Source organism: Marinomonas shanghaiensis (assembly GCF_003259175.1).
GTDB classification, from domain to species: Bacteria; Pseudomonadota; Gammaproteobacteria; order Pseudomonadales; family Marinomonadaceae; genus Marinomonas; species Marinomonas shanghaiensis.
The window spans coordinates 38,575-54,316 of the sequence record NZ_QGOK01000005.1 but is presented as its reverse complement, the minus strand read 5'-3'; the positions used below and the strand labels follow the sequence as shown (position 1 = coordinate 54,316).

Sequence of the window (15,742 nt, the reverse complement as noted above, 5' to 3'; positions counted from 1 at the left end):
ATTGGCTTTTCATGCTCTATTCAGCGTTATTTAACGGCTTTTTCATCCCATGTTTTTAGTTCAGACTTCGACCAAGAGCCATATGAGGCATTTGGCATAACGATCCAGTCGTTACCAAAATGCTTGGCTTCTTTGGCAACTAGACCACGTTGGTACTCTGTCGATTCCTTATTTTTAAACTCGGCAGCAAAATCATGCAGGCTGTCACCTATCAACATAAGAATATCGTGTTCTTTGCGCACGACATCACGACGTGTTTCTTTCGACTCTGTATACAGCAACACATTGTCACTGCTCACTTGGGCAATATTGAGCTTCTTCAGTGTCTTAAGCGTGTCGGCTTTGTTCTCTTGAAAGCGATCTGAGATATAGTAAATTTTCACGCCCTGCTGTGTGACAAAATCAATAAAATCTTTTGCGCCTGGAATCAAGGTCGGTTCGCCTTTTTGCTCCCAATCGCTCCAAGTATCCCAAGAAGTATAATCGTGGCAGTTATTTACATCTCTAATCAATAAAGGCGTGTTATCTATCACGGTTTCATCAAGATCCAACATCACAGCCGGTTTTTTATCGGAATGATGATTCGCTAAAAGCTGGATAAAACGCTGTGTCGCAAACTGATAGGCCTGTAGCTGGAGCGCCATCACTTCGGCAGATTGTTGCTGATAACGCAGCGCCATAGTGTATTCTTTCGGTGCACAAGTCATATCTTCAGCGGCAAAGGTAACACTGCTCAATAGTGGTAAGGCGACAAGAATAGATGCGGTGATTTTTCCCATAAAAAACTCTCCTTTTGTGTATAACCAGTAAATGTGACATTTTTATTAAACACCCATTTAATTACAACTCAAAGCTATTTTTACTTTTTCCTTATTTCAACACCATGAAAAAGACAGCTTTGTATAGTATGAATAATGATAAGAATGCCTGTTTCATTGGACTGATAGAGCCATCCGTAATTAAAGTGGCGCCTATGAAGCATCCACAACATCATGGATACAGAAAAGCAATTCAAGCGTATGAGAAAACGCCCTATCGATCATACGGGCGTTTTTTGTTTTGCCTTAAGTAAAAATGATGAGCAAAGCTTTTAGGCCGTAGGCACGGTGCCGCCATCAATAATGTATTCCGTACCTGTGATAGAGGACGCCCTCGCTGACACTAGAAAAGTGATTAAATCCGCCACTTCCGAAGGTTGTGCTGGACGCCCTAAAGGAATGCCACCGAGCGCTTCCATAATAATCTTTTTACCTCCTTCATAATCTGTACCGGCATGATCCGCAAGCCGCTCAGCGAGTCGCACCGATGCTTCTGTTTCTATCCAACCGGGGGAAACACGCACAACGCGAACGCCTTTTGGCGCCACTTCTTTCGATAAGCTTTTACTGTAAGTGGATAACGCCGCTTTGGCTGCGGCATAAGCGGTGGTCGATTCTGGCAAGGGAAGTTTGTTCTGTATCGATGTGACATGAACAATAACACCTGAGCCTTTTGCTATCATCGAGGGCAATAATCCTCTGTCAATGCGTACCGCAGACAGTAAATTTTGACTCAATGCATTTTCCCACTCTTGCTCATCAAGCGCGGCAAAACCGCCACTGGGAGCACTTGAGCCGCCCAGCACATTGACAACAATATCAACACCACCAAACTTATCCAATACGGTGTTTACTAGCGCGCTACAACCCGCTGCCGTCAGCAAATCCCCTTCTATGTATGAAATGCCTTCTAGAGCGTCTTTAGGAACAGAACGAGCCACGGCAATCACATGCACTCCCGCGCCATGTAACGACTCAACGACTGCCGCTCCCAAGCCCTTAGTTCCGCCAGTAACCAAAGCGATACGCCCATTTAACTCAAGATCAAAACTCATAAGGAGATCTCCAGTGCGGTGATTTTGTCGCCATCCAGCGTGAAAGCGTATTGAAGATTCACAGGGCTCCCAGGAAAGTTCCCTGTCACTAAACCCGTGACTATCGTTTGCTCTGCGCTTTCACGTAATGACTGCGGTTCAACCGTATAGGTATATTTCGTCGATGCACTCGCTTTCCACTGTTTTATTGCGTCCAATCCCGTATGGGTCTGCCCTTCATCTTTTACCACTGCCGCATCGGAAAAACAGGCGACAATCGCCTCACCATCCCCTTTATCTGCTTGGAAATAGTTTGCGATTGGTTTTGGAAGATCAATAGTCATCATAAAACTCCTTTACTTAAAGTCAGTTGCTTAGAACACGCCAAATTGCTGTCTGAAAAGAATGGCGTTAAGCTATCTGGAAAACAAGAACCGACAAAAAAGTAGGGTACTTACTCTGAAGTAAGTTTTTGATCTCATAAGGGCTAAGGCCATAAAAAAATGACAAAAAAATGGACGCCAGCTTCTGCAGCCGATGGCGTAGAGCAAGTACTAAAGATTCTGGAAGGAAAATGGAAGTTGGTCATCCTCTTCCATCTCTTTGGCGGACAAGTAAAACGCTTCTCTGAATTAGAAAAAGCCATTCCTGCCATCACTCAGAAAATGCTCATTCAACAGCTTCGTCAAATGGAAGCGGATGGAATCGTCACACGAACCATTTATCATCAAGTTCCACCAAAAGTAGAATATCGTTTAACGGACTGGGGGCAGGAACTTTGCCCTGCTCTAGACGCCCTACTAAAATGGGCTGAAAATAAGCAATGAAGTGAATACTCTCGATGTCATTCAATGAATGACTCTGCTTACATGATTCCACTCTTTAAATAACCAACCTTGGAATGAAATTAAAATGCTATTCTGGGGTCTTATGAGCGCTGAATGCATTTTTTAAACACACTTCAATAAAGAGACATAGTATGAAAATGTTACGTTTTATCTCCATTTTAGAAGGCACGTCGCTTTTATTGTTGCTTTTCATTGCCGTGCCATTAAAACGCCTGATGGACATGCCTGAGTATGTGAGCGTTATTGGACCGATTCATGGTGGATTGTTTATTTTGTTTAACATTCTTTTGATGTTAAGTGTGTCTCGATATGGGGTATCGTCAAAACACGCCTTGATAGGATTCATTGCGTCGTTGGTGCCGTTTGGCAGTTATATTTTTAAAGCGAAGGTCTTAAATAAATACGAATAATCGTGTTCTTTGCAACGTCAAATTAAAGCTTTCACCCACTTAAAAAAAAAGGGCCTTAGCAATGCAAAGGCCCTTTATCGTTACGATCGCTGTCCTATTCTAAAATAGGCTTACACCTTGAAAAAGCTGACTTTTGTGGTCAGTTTCTTCGATAATTGCGCAAGGCGTTCACTCGATTGAGCCACGTGTTCAGAACCAGCAGCACTTTCCATGGTGGCTTCATGAACGCGAGTAATATTGAGGTTCATGTCTTCCGCCACACGCTCTTGCTCCGCGGACGTTTGGGCAATTTGTGTGTTCATATCATTAATTGCCATGACCTCAGTCCGAATGCTCGCCAAGGCAGCACGAGCCTCTTGAGTCTGTTCAACGGTTTTTTGTGCTCGCTCACGGCTGGTGTTCATGATCTCAGCGGCTTTGCTGGATCCTTCTTGTAGGCGAACAATCATGTTGCTGATTTCGCTGGTCGACTGCTGTGTCCGTGTCGCCAACGAACGCACTTCATCCGCCACAACCGCAAAGCCGCGGCCATGTTCACCGGCTCGCGCCGCTTCAATGGCAGCGTTCAACGCCAATAAATTCGTCTGTTCTGCGATGGCGCTGATAACGTCGGTGATTTTTTCAATATTGCCGCTATCAACGGAGACTTTCTCAACCGTTTTTGACGCTAACTCTAAGGTTTCTGACAAGTGCACAATGGCTTCTGCAGTGGCATTTACTTTGGTATTACCGCTTTCTACTTCTCGATCCACTTTTTGTGTGGCTTCAGCAGCGTGGCCAGCATGTCCGGCGACCTCAGAAACAGAGGCAGACATTTCGTTAATCGCGGCCGCCATCTGTGTGGTATCGGAAGATTGCTGACGAAGACGACGGTTGTTTTCACTTGCGGTGCTGTTTAGTTCAGACGAGGCAATGCCAAGTTCATCAGCGGCACTGCGCACGTCTAGGATGATTTGCTGCAAGCGCGACACCATGGTCCGTACGCTGCCAATCATACTATTCGGATAGTGTGTTTCTATTGTGACATTCAGATTGCCATCAGCAATTCGCTGCACCAACGCGGCAACGTCTTCAGGTTCTCCGCCAATTCGCGCTTGTATGCTGCGAATCAAAGCAATCGCCACCAAGACACTAAACACCGCCGCGATAAGAGTCACCACAAGCATTAAATTAACAAAGGTGCTGGCAACCTTCATTACGATACCAATGTCGTTATTAATGACTTCTTCTTGATGATCAATAAAAGCGTTTATGCGTTTTAGCCATTCAGTATAACCAGGAGACACTTCTTGCATTAAAAGTTGAGTCGCAGTGCTTGTGTTACCTTGTTGAGCCAAATCCAACAGTGCTTTCGTCGACTTCTGTGTGGTTACTTCGATGTCTTGAATCGCTTTTAACAGGGTTCGCTCTACTGTAGAAGCATCAGACAACATGAGTTGGCTCATGGACTTCGACGACTGCTGATAAAACGAATCTAGGTCCCTGATTAATGTGAGCTCTTGATTTAAACGCGCGGGATCCGATGCCAACACCACATCACGCACCGCAATGGCTCTATCGTGAACACTACCACGAAAGTTAATGGCATAACGCTGCTTTAACGTGGCGCCATCACGCACACTCGTTAATGTGTTATCAATCACGTTAACACGTTGCATGCCCACCACTGAAATAAGCAAGAGCAGAGCAAAGATAAAAGCAAACCCTAACCCCAAACGCTGAGAAATTTTAAGTTGGCTAAACATAGTATCCATCACCTTTTAGAAAGAGTCATGATTGACTAAACATCAACCAAGGGCTGGCAGCATAAACCGCTAAGCAAATAAAAACCAGCTATGCATTGCGAAGACAAAAAGAATCTAAACACCTATAAAAACACAAAAAAAATGCCTTCTGGCTAGAGGGCATTTTTGTTTTATCTATGTATTATCAATATCGTCGAACGGGTTGTTCGCCGTTTAGATGTTTGATTTTTTCACAAATTGAGATTTCAGCATCATTTCACCGCCACCATCTAACTTGCAGTCAATATCGTGATCGCCATCAACAAGACGTTTAATCGTCGCTTTGGTGCCAATTTTTAGCACTTGAGAAGACCCTTTTACTTTTAGGTCTTTCGCCAAAGTCACCTTGTCACCTTCTTGCAACACGTTGCCGCCCATGTCCTTGATAATAAGCGCTGCTTCGTCCACCACGGCTTCATTCGGGTTCCATTCGTGCGCACACTCAGGGCAAATCAGCATGGCTTGATCTTCGTATACATAAGAAGAGTTACACTGTGGGCAATTTGGAAGACTCATTGTTTATCGCTACCTTTGACGTTGACAGAAAAATTTCGCCTATTATAACCTTATTTTTGATATGGTTTTTATGATCACGTAAAAATAAGCACTTATTTTTTCTGTGTTGGCGGCGCGAAAAACAAAAAAAACGATTTAAAACAATCTAATTATCTCTTCAATACGTACTAAGCTTACGTAAAAAAAGGCGATGGGAAGAAGACAATGAAAGTGGGTGTAATGTGGTTTGGAGAGGATCTGCGTTGTGCGGATCAAGATATGTTGTGGCAGGCTGCACAAGAGGTGGATCATCTTGTTTGCCTCTATTGCGATGAACCCCATAACAGTCGCCCAAGTCGCTACGCTACACAAGGAATGTCAATGAATCGTCGACGCTTTTTGGAGCAAGGGCTTCAAAGCTTAGCACAGCAACTAGAAGCACTAGGGCAAACCTTATTTATTAGCGCCATGGATGCGGTAACCAGTTTAAACTTACTGTTAAACGAAGTGCCTATCTCGCATTTATATCGAAACCATCATGGTGGATGGTACGAACAACAAACGCTAAAACGTATTGCTAACCAGTTTCCTGACGTTCGAATTCATATTGGGCATGATTTGAGTTTGTTTAGGCCCTCTCAGCTGCCTTTTGAGATAACCGAACTGCCTGTCTCCTTTTCTAAGTTTCGCCGCTTAGTAGAAAACATTGATGTCTTGTCACCTTTACCAGCATTAGAGGAACTTCCTCCTAAAGCCCTATTCACTATTCAAAAAATCCGCCCTTGGCAAACACTCGCTGTCAATGAAAATAGTGCTTTCACCGGTGGCGAACAAGCGGCAATGGATCAGTTAAGTGACTATTTCTCAACCAACCTCCCCAGTCTTTACAAAGAAACTCGCAACAAATTAGACGGCTGGGAAAACTCCACCAAGTTCTCTCCTTGGTTGGCACAAGGCAGCTTATCCGCCCGACAAATCAAAGCCAGTCTCGACGTCTATGAGCGCGATCACGGTGCCAGTGAATCCACCTATTGGATTTACTTTGAGTTGCTTTGGCGCGAGTACTTTCACTGGTACGCCACCCGTTACGGCAAGCAGCTTTTCTTGCCCGGTGGATTATCTGGCAAGCAAACACAAGGGAGCTATTATGCAGAACGCTTTCGCAAATGGAGTCAAGGCAACACGCCGTATCCTTTGGTAAATGCCTGTATGAAACAACTCAATCAAACGGGCTTCATGAGCAACCGTGGTCGCCAAATTGTTGCCAGCTGTTTAATCTATGAGCTAGGCATAGATTGGCGTTATGGCGCGGCTTACTTTGAAGAACAGTTGATCGATTACAATGTCGGCTCAAACTGGGGAAATTGGCAATACATTGCGGGTGTTGGTGCCGACCCAAGAGGTGGACGTCACTTTAATTTGCAAAAGCAAACCGAGCAATATGATCCGAACCACCGCTTCATCAACAAATGGCAAGGTGGGCAGTTTGACTCGCAACTCGACTCGGTTGACGCCGCCGACTGGCCGATTTACCCTCATCCATAATGTCGTTATCTACTCTCCCCGTCGTCGTTTGGCTAAAACGCGATCTGCGGCTTACCGACCATGAGCCGCTTGCGAATGCGATCGCGCAAAATAGGCCGCTCATTGTGCTGTATGTTTTTGAACCAAGCTTGGTGGCAGATCCGCACTATGATGTACGCCATTGGCGTTTTGTATGGCAATCTTTAGAGGACATCAATCAGCAACTGGCTGAAGTCGGTGGGCGTTTGTGTATTGTGTATCAAGAAGCCTTAGAAGCGCTGATTGATCTCCACCAGCAAACGCAATTCGATCAACTGTTCAGCAGTGAAGAAATCGGTATCGAGCGAACCTTCCAGCGCGATAAACAAATCAAACAGTGGTGCAGACAAAACCATATTCATTGGCAAGAGTCGCCAACGGGCGCGGTCATTCGTGCGCTCAAAAATAGAGTGTCATGGGACGATGCTTGGCAAAAAGTGATGCGCTCGCCCATTGTCGACATCGAACTCAGCCACCTATCTTGGTATCCATTAAACCAAGCGAGCATAACCTTGCCAGAATCCTGGAAGACTCCTCAAAAAGGCATGCAAACGGGCGGACCCACTCTGGCTTGGCGCACGTTAGAAAGCTTTTATCATGGCCGAGGTAAGGATTATTATCGCTCCATTTCAAGCCCTCTGAGTAGTCGCTCCGCCTGTACTCGGCTATCACCTTATTTGGCTTGGGGAAATATTAGCCTAAGAGAAGTCTATCAAGACCTATTGTCTCGCTGGCAAACACCAGGCTGGCGTCGAACGCTCATTGCCTTAAGTTCTCGATTGCATTGGCATTGCCATTTTATGCAAAAATTCGAAACTGAATGCGCGATGGAGTTTCGGCCAATCAATCGCGCCTATGATGCTTTCCCCTATCGCCAAGATGAACAGGTCGATGCCGATTTACAGGCGTGGCAACAAGGCCAAACTGGCTATCCGCTCATTGATGCGTGCATGCGCGCCGTCAACGTAACGGGTTATATGAATTTTCGCATGAGAGCCATGATGGTGAGCTTTTTATGCCATCATATGAACATTGATTGGCGACGAGGAGTGCATCATTTAGCACAGCTGTTTTTAGATTTTGAGCCCGGCATTCATTACCCACAATTTCAAATGCAAGCTGGCGTCACGGGCGCGAATACGATACGCATCTACAACCCACTAAAACAAGCCCAAGAGCAAGATCCCGATGGCGAATTTATACATCGTTGGGTGCCAGAATTAAAAGAAGTCCCCGCTCCCCTTGTTCATGCCCCTTGGGAAATGACGCCCATGGAAGAAGCCTTATATCAATGTCAAATTGGCGTCGATTACCCAGCCCCTATTGTTCCTCTGATAGAAGCCGGAAAAGCAGCGAGAGACAGACTGTGGGGCTATCGTCAGCAATTTGAGGTGAAACAGGAAAAACAACGTATCTTAGCCACACATGTTAGACCCTCTAAACGATCTAAAAAAACCAAAGGATCCCCATGACTCAGTACCACACCTTACGTTTCATCCTTGGCGATCAGTTAAACGCAGCGCACTCTTGGTTCAAACAACAGGACCAAGGCGTATTGTATGTCATCGCCGAGCTACATCCGGAAGCGACTTACGTTAAGCATCACATTCAAAAGCTCTGTGCCTTTTTTCTTGCCATGGAGCACTTCGCTAATGCCCTAAAAGAAAACGGTCATCAGGTATGCTATCTCACCTTAGACGACACTCAAAAACACAGCGTAGAGGACGTGATATTGGGGCTGGCTGAGCAGCATGGCATCAACCATATCGAGTTGCAACGTCCAGATGAATATCGTGTGTTACAGCAATACCAAGCACTGATCACAGGCATGACTAAGCCCACTGTCAGCCTGGTCGATAGCGAACACTTTTTATTACCCTTCAATGAAATCCCCAATTTCTTTCAAGCTAAACACACGGTTCGTATGGAGCATTTTTACCGCAAAATGCGTCAGCGTTTTAACATATTGATGGCAGGCGATAGAGAACCAGAAGGTGGCCAATGGAACTATGACACCGCCAATCGCAATAAGCTCAAAACAAACGATCTAGCTGATATTCCAGCTCCGCTGTGTTTTCAGCATGATGTGACGCATTTGCTGGAGCGTCTTCAACGACATCACATTCCGTCTCTTGGAAAGATAGAATCTCACCTACTTTGGCCTGTGACCAGCCAAGACGCGCTGAATTTATTGACTTTTTTCTGTGATCATTTGCTACCAAACTTTGGTCGTTTTCAAGACGCCATGACGAACCAAACACCACACAGTTGGAGCTTGTATCATTCGCGTCTGTCGTTTGCGCTTAACGCGAAATTGATCAGCCCAAAACATGTTATTAAAGCCGCGATTAGTGCTTATCAAGAAAACGATCATATCGACATTGCTCAAGTCGAAGGCTTCGTCAGACAAATTCTCGGTTGGCGCGAATATGTGCGCGGTATGTATTGGATCAATATGCCGGACTATGCACAACAAAATGCCCTTAATGCTGAACGAGATTTGCCACACTATTTCTGGAATGGACAAACGAAAATGAAGTGTCTTGCCAGCGCCATTGGGCAATCTCTCGATTACGCCTATGCCCATCATATTCAGCGTTTAATGGTGACAGGGAACTTTTGCATGTTAACGGAAATTGCGCCACAACAAGTCGACGAATGGTATTTGGGCATTTATGTTGACGCCTTGGAATGGGTGGAACTCCCCAACACGCGCGGCATGAGCCAATTTGCTGACGGTGGCTGGATTGCTTCCAAGCCTTATGCTGCAAGCGGCAGTTACATGCAAAAAATGAGCGACTATTGTGGCGATTGCCACTATAAGGTCAAAGAAAAAACCAACGAGGAATCTTGCCCACTCAACAGTTTATATTGGCGTTTCATGGTCAAGCATAGAGAACGTCTCGCCACGACCCCACGCATCGGCATGATTTACGGCAACTGGGACAAACAGAACGACGCGCAAAAGCACGCCGTATTACATAGAGCAGAATGGTGCTTGAAAAACATTGAATCGCTCTAAGCCTCATTGCATGGTTTAACGAATCGATGTGGCTGCTTGTCGGTTGATACGTCGTTGTTGCTGCCTTTTGGCCAGTCTTGGCAGCAACAAACCGGCAATCACAATCCCCACACCGAGTAACTGCAGTTGGGTGACACTTTGCCCATAAGCAAAAGCTGTCAATGCGGCAAATACAGGCACAAAGTTGAAAAACAAAGAAGCGTTCGCGGCTCCCAGCTGCTTGACCCCAGAAATCCACAACAAATAGCCACCCACGGTACCAAACACACCGATGAACAATAAATCGCCTAACACATAGCCACTAATCGCCAAGCTTTCTTGCCATGGATGAACTTCAGGGCTAAACGCGGTCACCAAAGAGATCACCCCCAGTCCTGATAACATACCAACTAACGTATAAGGAATCATCGGCATCCAACGGCTCACACTCTGAGTTAAATAGGTATAAAGGCTCCAGCACAACATGCCTAAAAAGATCATTTGATCTCCGTGGTTAAACTCAAAACCCAGCAAGCGTTTTAGCTCGCCATTGGTTAGCACCAGCAACACACCGGACAAACACACCACCAAACTAAACACCGCTCCGCGAGCGGGCAATTTGCGTTGCAACAAAGAACCAATCAAAGACGTGGCTAAAGGGCTGAGTGCCATAATCAGTGCGCCATTACTCGCATCGGTATGAGCTAACCCAGTAAACAAACCAAGGTTAAGTCCGCCAACCCCGACAATAGAAACGCCCATTGCCCACGCCCATTGTCTCGCCGTTAAGCTAGGCATGGACATGTTTTTCCACTTGGCATACATAAACAAACAGACGGCAGCGATAGCAAAACGCCAGATCACCAAGGTAAGCGCATGCACCTCTCCTAACGCATGTTTGCCAACAGGAAAACAGGCTCCCCAGAAAAACGTACATAACAGCAGTAGCAATACGGCATTCATATTCGCCGAACGATTCATCACTCTCTCCATTGAAAGAAAACTTGAAAATAGGCTGTTCAGTGTATAGATTTTAAATTCGGAATAAATAGACAAATTTGAGACAATAGATTCCAAATATGAAATTTAACTATTCACTCGATGACATGCGTTGTTTTTGCGCGGTTGCACAGCATGGGAGCTTTAAACAGGCTTCCGCTGTATTGGAAATACCGCTTTCCACATTAAGTCGACGGATTGCCAAACTCGAAGAAGACTTGGCCATTAGATTATTAAATCGAGATGCACACCGAGTACAGCTTACTCACTCAGGACAACGCTATTACGAAAGAAGCTTGCCCCTCTTTGAAGAGTTAAATGAGGTAGCTGTGTGTCTTTTGCAAGACAACACTCAGGCCAAAGGCACCATTAGAATATCGGCACCCGTGAATTTTGGTGTGCATGTTTTAGCTCAGCACTTTAATGCCTTTTTGAATCAATACCCCGACATACATTTCGATCTACGTCTGTCCAATCAAACCATCGACATAGAGGAAGCAGGAATCGACATTGCGTTTCGGGTGGGTGACCACAATGCGGAACACTGGATTGGTAGACACTTAACCAACATTCGCTTTGTGATCTGCGGATCTGCCAATGTAGATCTCTCTAGCATCAAAACGCCCAGCGACTTAGACGGTTTTCCTACCGTATTGTGCGAGCCTATGTCTACGTGGAAGCTGCAACACACACTGTCTGGTGAAACACAAACGCACAAACCAAACAGCAACATTCGTCTGAAAGTAGACGACATCAGCCTACTTACTCGCGCTCTTCAAGACGGGCTAGGCATCGGTTTTATGCCCGATTATCACGCCCAGCCCCTAATTGATTCAGGAGCACTTCGACACATTTTACCGGAGTGGAGCAACCAACCAAGAGGCTGCCAAATGTTATATCGTGATCGTGACAACATGCCCTTTCGATTGCGTTTATTGATTAATTTTATGCTCAAGCGCTTTCACGATCATCCATTGTATGAATGATCTAAAAGGGACAGCCGATAAAACCACTAGGCAAACTGATTAACCGATAATTCCACGATCAAATCACTGCTGATCTTTTCTAAAGCCGCTTCCAATTCAGACAATGGCAAGCCCGTTGGTGCGACTAATACCATATCGGTTTTAAACAGCATATCGGAGCTCATCGGCGCAGGTTCGCAGGTCGTCGTTAGCTCTTTCACGTTAACCATCAAAGAAGACAAGACTTGCGAAACTTCTTTCACAATCCCAGGACGATCATTGCCCACCACAGACAGTGACAAAGTCGAGCCTGACGCTGTGTGCTGGTTCGCCATTTCTACCGTCACATGCAAACCCAATTGCTCAAAGTTACGCAATGCGTCAACCAAGGCTTCTTGGTGTTCCAACGGAACCGTTACGGTTAAAATACCGGCAAATTTATCGGCCAAATGCGCCATACGGCTTTCTAGCCAATTACCATGATAACGTGCAATCGTATCTGACAAACGTCCTACAAGACCCGGACGGTCTTCTCCAATAAAACTCAATACAAGATGCTGTGACATAGTTTTCTCCATCGATATTTTTAGATTTATGTAAAAAAGTGAACCGCTTCCTGTGCTTTCAATAAAAATACACTAAATACTCACTATAGACGACGGCTCTCTCTTTTTGGGCAAATCACATTGAACTAAAGCGTTTTGTCTTTTGATTCAGTCTGAACTTGTCTACGTAAAAACCAAAAACCCAACAAAGCAGCCATCATACCGGACAAGCTACCCATACCAATCGCCCAGCGAGCTCCCAACGCATCAGCAACCCAACCGACCAGAGGGGCGCCCAGTGCCGTACTTCCCAGCGCCGTCGCTAACACCACGGCCATCACTCGACCACGATAACGTTTTTCGGTAGCCACTTGCATATAAGACGTCGTCGACGTGGTAAACAACTGCAAACTCAAACCAAGCAAAATCAGCAACACGGCAAACGCCCAAAATGACGTACTAATGGCCACCAAAAAGCAACTCACAGCAAACATCGCCGCAACATAAATCATAAAACGGAACGACGGCGACGAACGGCGACTGGCCGTCACCATAGCGCCAGAAATAGAACCGATTGCCATCATGGAAATTAAAAAGCCGTACTGATCCGCATGACCTTGAAAAACATGCACCGTCATCGCCGATAAATACACAGAGAAATTCATGCCCAAACTGCAAATTAAGAAAGACATCACCAAGATGACGGCCATTTCTCGGTGTTGCCAAATATAACGAAAACCTTCTAAAAATTTTGTCATATCTGGGGTCGCTTTGCTGTTATCAGACACGACCGCAGGCAAACGTTTCTTAAATTGGTGTAAAGCGAGTAACAATGGAATAAAAGACAGCACATTGATCATAAAGACCCAGCCACTGCCAACCGACGCAATTAACAGACCCGCAATAGCAGGGCCAACGAGGCGCGCCGAATTAAACGACACAGAATTAAGCCCAACGGCGTTGGACAATTCTTTCTCACTGACAATATCTGAAACGAATGCGTGTCTTGCAGGCGCATCAAAGGCCGCAACACAACCCAAAGCAAAGGCGCAAGCACACACCTGCCAGAGCACAACGTGACCACTCAACACCAACAAACCTAATATCAGAGCCAGCCCCGCCATCAAGCATTGTGTAATAAACAATAGCTTACGACGATCCATACGATCAGCCGTCCAGCCCGTAATAGGCAACAACAATATCTGTGGTGCGAATTGTAAAAACACCACCAAACCAACCGCTGACGCATTTTTGTCTGACAACTCAGCAATCACTATCCAATCTTGCGCCGTACGTTGCAGCCAAGTACCAATATTAGAAATCACTGCACCACCGAACCAAAGCCGATAATTCGGATTAGCAAGAGACCGAAACGTCTTACTCAATATGAGCTCCTTAATATATTAATACCGTTCGTTGCGTTGTCTGAAAAACGTCATGTTATCAAGCTAAAATAAAGTTTCTTGTACAATGAAAGACATACATTCTATGCTATAAGAAGTGATAACACGTTGAAAAACATTCTTATCAAACAAGTGCTCTGCACAATTACAATAATCGCCAGCAGGTAACCCACTGTGATATTCAATAAACTTTCTTTAAAAGTGCAATTTGCCCTTGTGATTGCCCTACCTTGCCTTGCTCTGTTTCTCGTCAGCTGGGCTGGTTTACAAGGCCTTTCTAGCGTACAAGAGCAGACCAAACAACTCGCTCAAAACACCAGCGCACCCATGCGCTCTCTTGCCGAAGTGGCCTCTCGTATTCCCCGCATGCGTGTCGGTATTGACATTATTTTATTGCAAGAAATCCCCGCCATGCAGGATAAAAAGGGCGTCCTAACTCGCATAAAAGAAACACGTACTGAAGACATTCCTGAAATGGACATGGCTTTAAAACAAGCGTTAGAGGCACAAGTAAACCCTATCATGCGCGATGAAGTGCAAAAAATTATCGACATTTTCGCTAAGGTCAAAAGCGATGAACTCGCTCCCATGCTAACCGCCATGGAAAATAACGACCTAACCACAGCTCAAGAAATATACAAAAACCAATACGCCAGTAGCTACGGCGTGATGCGCATCGCGGTTAATAAAATATTGGATGAATTATTAGAACAAGGCAAGCAGGGTTACACCCAGAGTCAAATTAACTACGAAGCAAGCCGCAACAATATGATTATATTAATCGTCATTGCCTTATTTGCGTCTATTGTCTTAGCTTGGTTAATGTTACGTCGTCTTAACAGTCGCGTATCTTATCTTCAGCAACATATTTCCAGTGCCAGTGACAAGCTGGATCTTGGCACCGTCATCACACTGGATGGCAAGGATGAACTGAGCGACATCGCTCAGCACTTCAATCAATTTATCGCCAAAGTTCGCACTGCGATTGAAAACGTGGCGGAAAACTCTCGCCAGCTCGCTCGTACTGCAAACGATGTTGCTGCCAAAGCCAAGGCGACACATACCAACTGTTTAAATGAACGTGACCGTACTACGCAAATTGCGACAGCCATTCATGAAATGGGGGCCACGGTTGAGAACATTGCAGAAAATGCCTCTCAAGCAGCAAAAGCCGCACAGGAAGCGGACAAACAAGCACATCAAGGGGCTGGATTGGTCGCACGTGCTCGCCAAGGTGTCACCACACTGTCGACAGAAATTCAGCACATCAGCTCTGACATTGGCTCATTAGCCACACAAACGGACTCCATTGGCAGTATCCTCGATACCATCCGCAGTATTTCAGAGCAAACCAATCTATTGGCCTTAAACGCCGCCATAGAAGCCGCTCGTGCAGGCGAACAAGGTCGCGGTTTCGCTGTGGTTGCCGATGAAGTGCGCAACCTAGCCAGTCGTTCTGCGGCTTCTACTGATGAAATACAAAAAATGATCGATCAACTACAAGAACAATCGGCCAAAACGGTTTCGACGATTAAAACCGGTCAAGACCAAAGCAATACCGTGGTAGGACAAGCCAATGAGGCCAACACCTCACTTGAGCAAATCACCAAGCATATTGGTCAAATCAGTGACATGAACATACAGGTGGCAACAGCCACCGAAGAGCAAGCGCTTGTGGTGAATGACATGAGTAAAAACGTCGAGGAGATTAACCAGCTCACCACGGAAACCTCAGAAATTGCCGATGAGCTAACAGCGTCCAGCAACAACTTGCAAAAACTCTCTGTTCAACTGGATAAATTGGTGACTCAGTTTAAGCTTTAAACGAGAAAACCATAGCAAAAACAAAAAAGGGGAAGCCACGTGCTTCCCCTTTT

At 45.5% G+C, this 15,742-nt stretch carries 15 protein-coding genes; 7 read left to right on the top strand and 8 right to left on the bottom strand.

What is annotated here, in order from left to right:
* Window positions 1-26: 26 nt before the first annotated feature.
* The 3 genes from DKT73_RS03965 to DKT73_RS03955 all read right to left on the bottom strand — a co-directional run bounded on the left by DKT73_RS03965 (window position 27) and on the right by DKT73_RS03955 (window position 2,199).
* Window positions 27-779, bottom strand: coding sequence for a 5'-nucleotidase, lipoprotein e(P4) family (locus DKT73_RS03965; protein WP_111637293.1), 753 nt, complete (start codon window positions 777-779; stop codon window positions 27-29).
* A gap of 311 nt (window positions 780-1,090) precedes the next feature.
* Window positions 1,091-1,873: an SDR family oxidoreductase gene (locus tag DKT73_RS03960; RefSeq protein WP_111637292.1), complete on the bottom strand. Its 783-nt coding sequence runs from the start codon at window positions 1,871-1,873 to the stop codon at window positions 1,091-1,093.
* Window positions 1,870-2,199, bottom strand: a complete 330-nt coding sequence (locus DKT73_RS03955; RefSeq protein WP_111637291.1) for a nuclear transport factor 2 family protein — start codon at window positions 2,197-2,199, stop codon at window positions 1,870-1,872. The genes DKT73_RS03960 and DKT73_RS03955 overlap by 4 nt, the downstream gene beginning before the upstream one ends.
* Before the next feature lie 156 nt (window positions 2,200-2,355).
* Here DKT73_RS03955 and DKT73_RS03950 point away from each other — a divergent pair, with 156 nt between their 5' ends.
* Entirely contained in the window at window positions 2,356-2,679 is a 324-nt protein-coding gene (locus DKT73_RS03950) for a winged helix-turn-helix transcriptional regulator (protein WP_111637290.1), read from the top strand.
* Window positions 2,680-2,831: 152 nt separating this feature from the next.
* On the top strand, window positions 2,832-3,110 hold the full coding sequence (locus tag DKT73_RS03945) for a DUF3817 domain-containing protein (RefSeq protein ID WP_111637289.1): 279 nt from the start codon (window positions 2,832-2,834) through the stop codon (window positions 3,108-3,110).
* 110 nt (window positions 3,111-3,220) lie between these two features.
* On the opposite strand, the gene DKT73_RS03940 is transcribed toward DKT73_RS03945, so the two are convergent.
* Complete coding sequence (locus DKT73_RS03940; RefSeq protein ID WP_111637288.1) at window positions 3,221-4,855, bottom strand: methyl-accepting chemotaxis protein; 1,635 nt, start codon at window positions 4,853-4,855, stop codon at window positions 3,221-3,223.
* 213 nt (window positions 4,856-5,068) lie between these two features.
* Window positions 5,069-5,410: a zinc ribbon domain-containing protein YjdM gene (locus DKT73_RS03935; RefSeq protein ID WP_111637287.1), complete on the bottom strand. Its 342-nt coding sequence runs from the start codon at window positions 5,408-5,410 to the stop codon at window positions 5,069-5,071.
* Between the two features lie 204 nt (window positions 5,411-5,614).
* Between DKT73_RS03935 and DKT73_RS03930 the strand changes: the two genes are divergently transcribed.
* Genes DKT73_RS03930 through DKT73_RS03920 form a run of 3 tightly spaced genes read left to right on the top strand, consistent with a single transcriptional unit; the run spans window position 5,615 to window position 9,974 of the window.
* Window positions 5,615-6,934, top strand: a complete 1,320-nt coding sequence (locus DKT73_RS03930; RefSeq protein ID WP_111637286.1) for a DASH family cryptochrome — start codon at window positions 5,615-5,617, stop codon at window positions 6,932-6,934.
* Window positions 6,934-8,424 (top strand): FAD-binding domain-containing protein, encoded by a 1,491-nt coding sequence (locus tag DKT73_RS03925; protein ID WP_111637285.1) that lies wholly within the window; start codon window positions 6,934-6,936, stop codon window positions 8,422-8,424. Before DKT73_RS03930 ends, DKT73_RS03925 begins: the two co-directional genes overlap by 1 nt.
* Entirely contained in the window at window positions 8,421-9,974 is a 1,554-nt protein-coding gene (locus tag DKT73_RS03920) for a cryptochrome/photolyase family protein (RefSeq protein WP_111637284.1), read from the top strand. Before DKT73_RS03925 ends, DKT73_RS03920 begins: the two co-directional genes overlap by 4 nt.
* A 15-nt stretch (window positions 9,975-9,989) precedes the next feature.
* On the opposite strand, the gene DKT73_RS03915 is transcribed toward DKT73_RS03920, so the two are convergent.
* A complete protein-coding gene (locus DKT73_RS03915) occupies window positions 9,990-10,934 on the bottom strand; it encodes a DMT family transporter (RefSeq protein ID WP_111637283.1) in 945 nt (314 codons plus the stop codon).
* 98 nt (window positions 10,935-11,032) lie between these two features.
* Between DKT73_RS03915 and DKT73_RS03910 the strand changes: the two genes are divergently transcribed.
* Window positions 11,033-11,938, top strand: coding sequence for a LysR family transcriptional regulator (locus tag DKT73_RS03910; protein WP_111637282.1), 906 nt, complete (start codon window positions 11,033-11,035; stop codon window positions 11,936-11,938).
* A gap of 26 nt (window positions 11,939-11,964) precedes the next feature.
* Here the strand turns inward: DKT73_RS03910 and DKT73_RS03905 are convergent, their stop codons facing one another.
* The gene (locus tag DKT73_RS03905) at window positions 11,965-12,483 is read right to left on the bottom strand and encodes a glycine cleavage system transcriptional repressor (RefSeq protein WP_111637281.1); all 519 of its coding nucleotides are present in this window, start codon (window positions 12,481-12,483) and stop codon (window positions 11,965-11,967) included.
* A 125-nt stretch (window positions 12,484-12,608) separates the two neighbouring features.
* On the bottom strand, window positions 12,609-13,847 hold the full coding sequence (locus DKT73_RS03900) for an MFS transporter (protein ID WP_111637280.1): 1,239 nt from the start codon (window positions 13,845-13,847) through the stop codon (window positions 12,609-12,611).
* Window positions 13,848-14,039: 192 nt separating this feature from the next.
* On the opposite strand from DKT73_RS03900, the gene DKT73_RS03895 reads away from it, so the two are divergent.
* Entirely contained in the window at window positions 14,040-15,689 is a 1,650-nt protein-coding gene (locus DKT73_RS03895) for a methyl-accepting chemotaxis protein (RefSeq protein WP_198666533.1), read from the top strand.
* Window positions 15,690-15,742 lie beyond the last annotated feature (53 nt).

Coding starts and splice junctions, on each gene's coding strand:
- DKT73_RS03965 (WP_111637293.1), bottom strand. CDS start 779: ATGGGAAAAATCACCGCATCTATTCTTGTCGCCTTACCACTATTGAGC.
- DKT73_RS03960 (WP_111637292.1), bottom strand. CDS start 1,873: ATGAGTTTTGATCTTGAGTTAAATGGGCGTATCGCTTTGGTTACTGGC.
- DKT73_RS03955 (WP_111637291.1), bottom strand. CDS start 2,199: ATGATGACTATTGATCTTCCAAAACCAATCGCAAACTATTTCCAAGCA.
- DKT73_RS03950 (WP_111637290.1), top strand. CDS start 2,356: ATGACAAAAAAATGGACGCCAGCTTCTGCAGCCGATGGCGTAGAGCAA.
- DKT73_RS03945 (WP_111637289.1), top strand. CDS start 2,832: ATGAAAATGTTACGTTTTATCTCCATTTTAGAAGGCACGTCGCTTTTA.
- DKT73_RS03940 (WP_111637288.1), bottom strand. CDS start 4,855: ATGTTTAGCCAACTTAAAATTTCTCAGCGTTTGGGGTTAGGGTTTGCT.
- DKT73_RS03935 (WP_111637287.1), bottom strand. CDS start 5,410: ATGAGTCTTCCAAATTGCCCACAGTGTAACTCTTCTTATGTATACGAA.
- DKT73_RS03930 (WP_111637286.1), top strand. CDS start 5,615: ATGAAAGTGGGTGTAATGTGGTTTGGAGAGGATCTGCGTTGTGCGGAT.
- DKT73_RS03925 (WP_111637285.1), top strand. CDS start 6,934: ATGTCGTTATCTACTCTCCCCGTCGTCGTTTGGCTAAAACGCGATCTG.
- DKT73_RS03920 (WP_111637284.1), top strand. CDS start 8,421: ATGACTCAGTACCACACCTTACGTTTCATCCTTGGCGATCAGTTAAAC.
- DKT73_RS03915 (WP_111637283.1), bottom strand. CDS start 10,934: ATGAATCGTTCGGCGAATATGAATGCCGTATTGCTACTGCTGTTATGT.
- DKT73_RS03910 (WP_111637282.1), top strand. CDS start 11,033: ATGAAATTTAACTATTCACTCGATGACATGCGTTGTTTTTGCGCGGTT.
- DKT73_RS03905 (WP_111637281.1), bottom strand. CDS start 12,483: ATGTCACAGCATCTTGTATTGAGTTTTATTGGAGAAGACCGTCCGGGT.